This window comes from Streptomyces sp. MZ04 (genome assembly GCF_004684775.1).
Lineage (GTDB): Bacteria > Actinomycetota > Actinomycetes > Streptomycetales > Streptomycetaceae > Streptomyces.
The window spans coordinates 1-6,550 of sequence record NZ_SRIC01000377.1 but is presented as its reverse complement, the minus strand read 5'-3'; the positions used below and the strand labels follow the sequence as shown (position 1 = coordinate 6,550).

General features: G+C 69.1%; 4 protein-coding genes, 1 tRNA gene and 5 pseudogenes. 3 read left to right on the top strand and 7 right to left on the bottom strand.

Translation table 11 applies throughout. The features are described from left to right. Nucleotides 1-604, bottom strand: a pseudogene (locus tag E2651_RS39685) (hypothetical protein); the annotation flags it as partial. Between the two features lie 141 nt (nt 605-745). Beyond that, nucleotides 746-1,246, bottom strand: a complete 501-nt coding sequence (locus E2651_RS39680; RefSeq protein ID WP_135336136.1) for a response regulator — start codon at nt 1,244-1,246, stop codon at nt 746-748. 188 nt (nt 1,247-1,434) lie between these two features. Here E2651_RS39680 and E2651_RS39675 point away from each other — a divergent pair. Further along, nucleotides 1,435-1,506: transfer RNA gene (locus E2651_RS39675), tRNA-Arg, on the top strand. 270 nt (nt 1,507-1,776) lie between these two features. On the opposite strand, the pseudogene E2651_RS39670 reads toward E2651_RS39675, so the two are convergent. From E2651_RS39670 to E2651_RS39660, 3 genes and pseudogenes are all read right to left on the bottom strand, one after another. Beyond that, nucleotides 1,777-2,094: pseudogene (locus E2651_RS39670) on the bottom strand (site-specific integrase); the annotation flags it as partial. Nucleotides 2,095-2,184: 90 nt separating this feature from the next. Next, entirely contained in the window at nt 2,185-3,096 is a 912-nt protein-coding gene (locus E2651_RS39665; RefSeq protein WP_135336135.1) for a DJ-1/PfpI family protein, read from the bottom strand. Nucleotides 3,097-3,106: 10 nt separating this feature from the next. Further along, entirely contained in the window at nt 3,107-3,706 is a 600-nt protein-coding gene (locus E2651_RS39660; RefSeq protein ID WP_135336134.1) for an isochorismatase family protein, read from the bottom strand. A 693-nt stretch (nt 3,707-4,399) separates the two neighbouring features. On the opposite strand from E2651_RS39660, the pseudogene E2651_RS45755 reads away from it, so the two are divergent. Next, a pseudogene (locus E2651_RS45755) lies at nt 4,400-4,664 on the top strand (DNA-binding protein); the annotation flags it as partial. A 410-nt stretch (nt 4,665-5,074) separates the two neighbouring features. On the opposite strand, the gene E2651_RS39650 reads toward E2651_RS45755, so the two are convergent. Together E2651_RS39650 and E2651_RS39645 are read right to left on the bottom strand one after the other, a co-directional pair. Further along, a complete protein-coding gene (locus tag E2651_RS39650; RefSeq protein ID WP_135336133.1) occupies nt 5,075-5,275 on the bottom strand; it encodes a hypothetical protein in 201 nt (66 codons plus the stop codon). 400 nt (nt 5,276-5,675) lie between these two features. Next, nucleotides 5,676-6,160: pseudogene (locus E2651_RS39645) on the bottom strand (SDR family NAD(P)-dependent oxidoreductase); the annotation flags it as partial. A 14-nt stretch (nt 6,161-6,174) separates the two neighbouring features. Between E2651_RS39645 and E2651_RS39640 the strand changes: the two are divergent. Then, nucleotides 6,175-6,550: pseudogene (locus E2651_RS39640) on the top strand (TetR family transcriptional regulator); the annotation flags it as partial.

Sequence of the window (6,550 nt, the reverse complement as noted above, 5' to 3'; positions counted from 1 at the left end):
CCCCCGGGGCGGGAACGGGCCGGAGGGTCTTGAGCGGGACGGGCGGCTTCCCGTGGGCGTCGACGTGGACGCCGAGCGCGGTCCAGGCGGGGTCGGGCACCTCGTCACAGGTGCTCCGTACGAGACCGCCCTGGGACCGGAGGATGCGGCGAAGGGCGTCGGCGAGAACGGCGGCGCGGACTTCGCGGGGGAAGTGGAGCTGGTGCCGGGCGCCGGTGTCGGGGTGGACGTGCCCGAAGCAGGCGCCGCGCTCGCGTACGTCGCGTACGAGAGCTGCTCCCCCGCTGCCTTCACCTTCACCTTCACCTTCACCTTCACCTTCGGCGAGGGTGATGTTGAGGAAGCCGGGCCCGGTGATGTCGACGCCGGCGATACCGGGCTCGAGCGCGAGGCGCGGGGACAGGATCTCGGCCACCTGCATCGGCGGCAGCCCGGCGACGCGGGCGAGCTGCAGGGCGACGTTGGTGGCGTAATCCCCACGGCCACCGGGCCGGGGCCGCTCGACGATCACCCGCGTGGGCATGCCAACGTCACGGAGCTCACCGTCATCGACGGCACGGCGCATGGCGCGCAGCACGGAACGGGAGAGCTCGACGGGGGTCACGGGACAAGCGTATGGGAGGAGGGGGGTAGGGACGCGACCTGGTTTAGCGGATGGTCCGGGATGTGGACGGGGGTGGGGTGATGTACCGGGACTTGATCCCGGCACCCGCCCAGCACCGTGGAGCGCCTCGGGACGGTCGGCTCAGCCGCCGGTGCGGCCCGCGCGCTCGGCCTCGCCGGTCCCTGCCCCGAGGTCACCGCCGAGCGCTTCGGCACCACGGTCACGCTCCAGCAACTGCCGTACGATGCCGACAAGTTCGGCAGGCTCGAAGGGCTTGGCGAGGAAGGCGTCCACACCTACACCCAGCCCGCTCTCCACCTCGTACTGAGTACAGGCACTGACAATCACGATGGGCAGATTCCGGGTCCGGGGATCGGAACGCAGCCGCGCGGCGGTCCGCAGCCCGTCGAGGCGGGGCATCACCACATCGAGGGTGACGGCGTCGGGCATGACCTGATCCACCACATCCAGGCACTCGGCACCATCAGCCGCGGTCACGACCTCGAAGCCCTCCAGCTCGAGGTTGACCCTGATCAGTTGCCGGATGACCTTGTTGTCGTCCACAACAAGCACGCGGCCGGGCACGCCTGACACAACTCGAGAGTAGGTCCGCGCAGGCCGCCGCGTCCGGGTTTTCCCCACTTCCGCCCCGTGCGGGGGAGCGCAGGCACGCGCCTCCGCGTCCGGCCCCTCGAGCCCGGGCGACCCCTGGGACGCACGCCACGGATGTGGCCGCTCCGACGGCCACGGAGATGCGGAAATACCTGTTCATGGGGAGCCCTTGGGAGCTGGTAGGGTTCTACCCGTCGCCGCACAAACCGCGCTGACACGCCCCCGTAGCTCAGGGGATAGAGCAACGGCCTCCGGAGCCGTGTGCGCAGGTTCGAATCCTGCCGGGGGCACCTTGGACTAGGTGCCCAAAGACCCCGTCACCAGCCGAAAGGCTGAGGCCGGGGTCTTCGCGTATCTACAGCCCCGTGCGGGCAGATGCCGTCGAAAGCAGCCGTTTGCCAGTGATCACGCTGCAATAGCGTGTTGATCTTGTAGGCCTTCATGGCAGGTCAGAAGGCATGCGACCGCCTCCGGACATAGCCCTGTGGACCATGCGTGGACAGGCGCGAGCCCCGGACCGTTCCCAGCCCGGGGCTCGCATTGGCCAGTCGTGCGGTTGGTCAGTCTTCGGTGTCGTCCTCCTCCCCCAGTCCGTGCGTGATCCGGTCGTTCATCTCTTGCTCCTGGCCGTCGATGTACTTGGCGTAGATCTTCAAAAGGACGTCCACCGAGTGGCCCGCGCGAGCGGCGACCTCCGGGGCGGGTAAACCGGAGTTGAGCCACTGGGAGACGCCCGCGTGGCGGAGGTCGTACGGACGGAAAGCGAGAACCGAGGCCACCTGATCCGGGGCGAGGGCTAGTTCCCGCGCTTGCTTCCACGCACGCGAATACGAGGAGGCCGCGATCACGTTGCCCCGCTCACTGGAGAACAGTCGGCCTCTTCCTTGTGGGACCACTTAGAGCCTCCGCCAGTAGGTAGGCACGGGAGTCAGTCGCACTACCCGGGGGCGTTCGGTTACCTGACGCAGTCAGGCCGTGCGGGCGCGGAGGCGGCGCAGCATGCGCGGGTCCTCGAAACCGACTGAGCGGGCGGCGGCGTCGAGCGTCGCGCCGTGGCTGATCAAGTGTTGGGCGCGTTCGAGGCGGAGGGTCTGCTGGTAGCGCAGTGGGGTGAGCCCGGTGCTGCGGCTGAAGAGGCGGGTGAGGGTGCGTTCACTCACGCCGACGGCCGCGGCCAGGGTGGCCAGGGGCAGTGGCTGGTCGAAGCGGGCGTCGATGAGGTCCTGGGCGCGGTGCACGGTGTTGTCGAGGTGGGACCGATGCCGGAGCATCGCGCTGGACTGCGGTTCATGGCCGTTGCGGCGGGCATAGACGACCATGTCCCGGGCCACTCGGGCGGCGGCGGCCGGGCCGTGCCGGGTCGCGACCAGGTGCAGGGCCAGATCGATGCCGCTGGCGATGCCGGCCGAGGTGATCACCCGGTCGTCGGCGGTGAACAGGACGTCGCGGACGACCACCGCCCTGGGGTGGCGCAGGGCCAGCTCGTCCTGCACGTCGTGGTGGGTGGTGCAGTGGCGGCCGTCGAGCAGGCCCGCCTGGCCGAGTGCCTCGGCTCCGGAGCAGACGCTGGCCACCGTCCCGCCCCTGGCGTGGTGGTCCCGGAGGACCTGGAGGGAGGCGGCACCGATGGCGGGGCGGCCGTCGGCCAGGGTGCCCGTCCGCCAGCCGGGCACCACGATCAGGTCCTCGGGCCCGAGCTCGGGCCAGTCGAGCCCGGCCGTCAGCGGCAGCCCCTGGGCGGTGGAGATCTGTGGCTGCTCGGCGACGTAGGCGAGCGTGTAGGGGTGCCCGAAGTCGGCGGCCGTGGAGAAGACCTGCGCGGGGCCGGCCAGGTCCAGCAAGTGCACTCCGGGCACCAGGAAGAAGACGATGTGGCTCACGATTCAGTCATCATGCATGAACTCCTGCTGCGGCCTCCAGCTGGTCGATGGTCGCGATGGTGGCGAAGCGTCCGGCGAGGGCGTACTCGGTGCGCCTGATGACCTCTTCGGCAGGCAGCGTGCGGGGGTCGGCCAGCAGATCGGCGACGCTCTGGTCGGCGGGAGCGTCGCGGTGGGGGATGGGATGGGTCGCAGTCGCGTCGATGACAAGGGTGACCTGGTAGCCGAGGTCGCCGGCGACGCGGGTGGTCGTCTCCACGCACTGCTCGGTGCGGATGCCGCAGACGGTGAGCTCGCGGATGCCGCGCGCGGTGAGGAGTTGCTGCAGGTTGGTGGTGGTGAAGGCGTTGTGCGAGGTCTTGTGGATCAGCGGCTCCCCATCCGCTCGCTCCAGCTCCTCCATCAGCCGGACATGGCCGAGGGCCGGGTCGAAGACATCGCCGGCGCCGGGCTCGGAGTGCAGTACCCACACCACTAGGTCCCCGGCCTGACGGGAGAGCCGGACCAGGCGGTTCACCTGGCCGGCGATCCTCAGGTCGGAGGTGGTCTCCCACAGCGGATCGGCGCGGAAGGACTCCTGGACATCAATGACAATCAGTGCTCGGGTCATGTTCTTAAGCCTGAGCCGCACCGGCGGGACGGCGACAGGCCGCATCGGGGCCGGTAGCGGACCGATCCGGTCATCAATAGGTCAGGCAGTCGAGCAACCACAGCAGGGGCGCGCGGAACTGCACGAGGTCGGTAGGCAGCTGTCTGTGCCTTCCCGCTTTGCACATGCAGTTGATCAAGCAAAGCCTCGCGCCTCTGGAGTGCAGGTCATCGGATGCGAGGGTTTCGTGGGCGGGTGCCCCAGCGGTAGAGAGTCCAGGCGCGTCGGAGCAGGCAGCGGACGGTGATGGCTGCGCATCGAGCAGCCAGGTGTCCCATGACGCGAAGGAGCCGGTGCCCGGCGGTATCAGCGGGCCGCCATATTGACGTCGCTGGTGTCGGGGTCGGTCCAGCCGGACTGGTAGCCGACGGCGGGAGATATGTTGCCGCGACCGTGACCCGCCCACCGGAAACCCGCTGGTCGTGCCCGTTCCCATCTGCTGGCAAACCCGCCGGGGGCACTCCGGAATGAGGCTCTGACCAGCGGAAACGCAGGTCAGAGCCTTTTTGTACACGCCAAAAGACAAACGGTGCGAACTCGACACCGAACTCCGGCGCCAGAGCGGCCTGTTCTACGTGCCCAGCCCATCGCGCCCTGCTCTCAGCACCGTCCCACCGCCTCCACGGAACCCGGCATCCCGACCTCCCGCTGCCCATCGTCGAGGTGGTCCACCCCCACATCAACCGGCCGGCCCTGGAGTGGACGCTTTCTCGCCTGGTCGTCGAGCCGGTCACCGAACCGATCGCCCGGCACGCAGCCGCCCTCCTGGCCGCCGCCGGCCTGCACGGCCACGAATACGCCATCGACGCCATGCTCAGCGCCGCCGCCCTCGCCGCCCCCGGACCGGTCACCATCCTCACTTCCGACCCCGAGGACGTCACCGCCTTGCGGCGCGCGCGTCACCGTCATCAAGGTCTGAGTCTCGGCGCACCGAGGTGCATGCGACGGGCCGCTGCACGGAATGCGCGATGACGGGGATGTCGTCCACGCCGTAGCGGTTCGGCAAGGCGCCGCGTGTGGCATGCGGCCCGGCGTCGGTATCGGCATGGGTCTCGTCGAGGATGAACAGGCCTGCCATGCCGCGGTAGACGTGTCAGGCGGTCTGCGGTTGCTGGTGATACCAGGGGGGCGACCGCGGCTGGTCGATGGTCCAGGCCGGGGACCAGGTCCGGCGCCTTCTACCGGTTCGGCTTCGCCGACGACCGGCCGTTCGCACTCATCGGCACCGACGGCGGGCTACTGCCCGCCCCGCACGAGACACGGGGCATCCAGCTCTCGCGAGGGGCCCCGGACCGTGCGGTCCGGGGCCCCTCGCGGGTAGCCGTGTCGTTACAGCGTGGCAGCGTGGCAGCTCACGCTCGCCGTAAGACCCTCGGGCGAAGCGACGGTCATGAGGTCGGCACAGATGTTTGCGTGCGGCGTCTCAAGGAAGAGAGCGCCGGAGCCGCCGGCCGCGTTGCCGCCGGAGATGTTGTCCAGGTCGACGTCGGAGATCTCGGCTGCTGCAACCCCGGAGTCAAGGTTCGTCACGCGCGGTTCCCTTCGAATAGACACTTAGGAATGGCGGTGTTCGCCCGATTCCGAAACCGGGAACCCTTCCCGGCGACTTGTGCCACGCGACGGATCAAAGCACGCCGACAAAGAGGCGACCAGCCGCCCGGGGCTCAAACGGGGCGTATCGCGAAAGGCGACTTCACCGGTGTGACAGCGCGGTGATCGAGCACACCAACTCCTCCACATGGCCTGCGGATTCACTACATACACAACGGCCGTCGACGACCCCTCAGAGGGACACCCCGACGCGAAGGCCGCTGTAATCCGGCACAGTCGTGACTACTGTTCAGTTTCCGTACGGCCTGCCAGTGAACAGCGTGCAGGTTTACCGGATCTTCGGCACCCGACCGACGGCACGTGCACCCGATGCCATCCGTTGGTTGTAGTAGCCCATGGGCGTGTACTTGTGCTCGCCTGAGATGTCTTCGAAGAAGAGCTTCGCCTGGCGGTGGTTGGCCGAACTCACCGTGACCACACGGGGGTTGTCACCGGCCGACAGCCGGTCGAGGAGCAGTCCGGTGAGCGCGAAGTGGCCCAGGTGGTTGGCGGCGAACTGCAGTTCGTGGCCCTGCGCGCTGAGCGTGCGGGGCGGCGCCAGCACACCGGCGTTGTTGATCAGTACGTCCAGGCGGGCGTGGTCGGCGCGCAAGTGGTGGCGAAGTCTCGTACCGAGTCCAGGTCGGACAGGTCCAGACGGCGCACCTCGAGCCGTGCGTCCGGGTGTTGAGCGGTGATCTCCGCTGCCGCCCGGTGGCCCTTCGCCTCGTCTCGCACAGCGAGGATCACGGTCGCGCCCTTGAGGGCGAGCGCGCGCGTGGTCGCCAGACCTAGGCCGCTGTTGGCTCCGGTGACGACGAACACTCGCTTGCTCTGGTCGGGGGTTCGACGCCGTCACGGTCGACGAGATCGTGGCCGCCGCAGGCGTGTCCAAGCGGACGTTCTTCCGGTACTTCGCGTCCAAGGAGGACGTCGTCGTCCAGTTCCTGGCCGGCATGGGTGCCGATATGCGGGCGGAGCTGGCGGGGCGGCCCGCCCAGGAGTCCTTGTCGGCGGCGCTGCGGCACACCGTCCTGGTCTCCGTGAACGCCTGTGCCGGGCACTCCGACCAGGCGCTGCGTGTGGTGCAGTTGATCCTGGGCACTCCCGCCCTGCGCGCCCGCTTCCTGGAGCGCCAGGCCCAGTGGCGCGACGAACTGGCCGAGGAGGTGGCCCACCGCCTCGGCCTCGACCCCGCCACCTCCCCCGCCACCG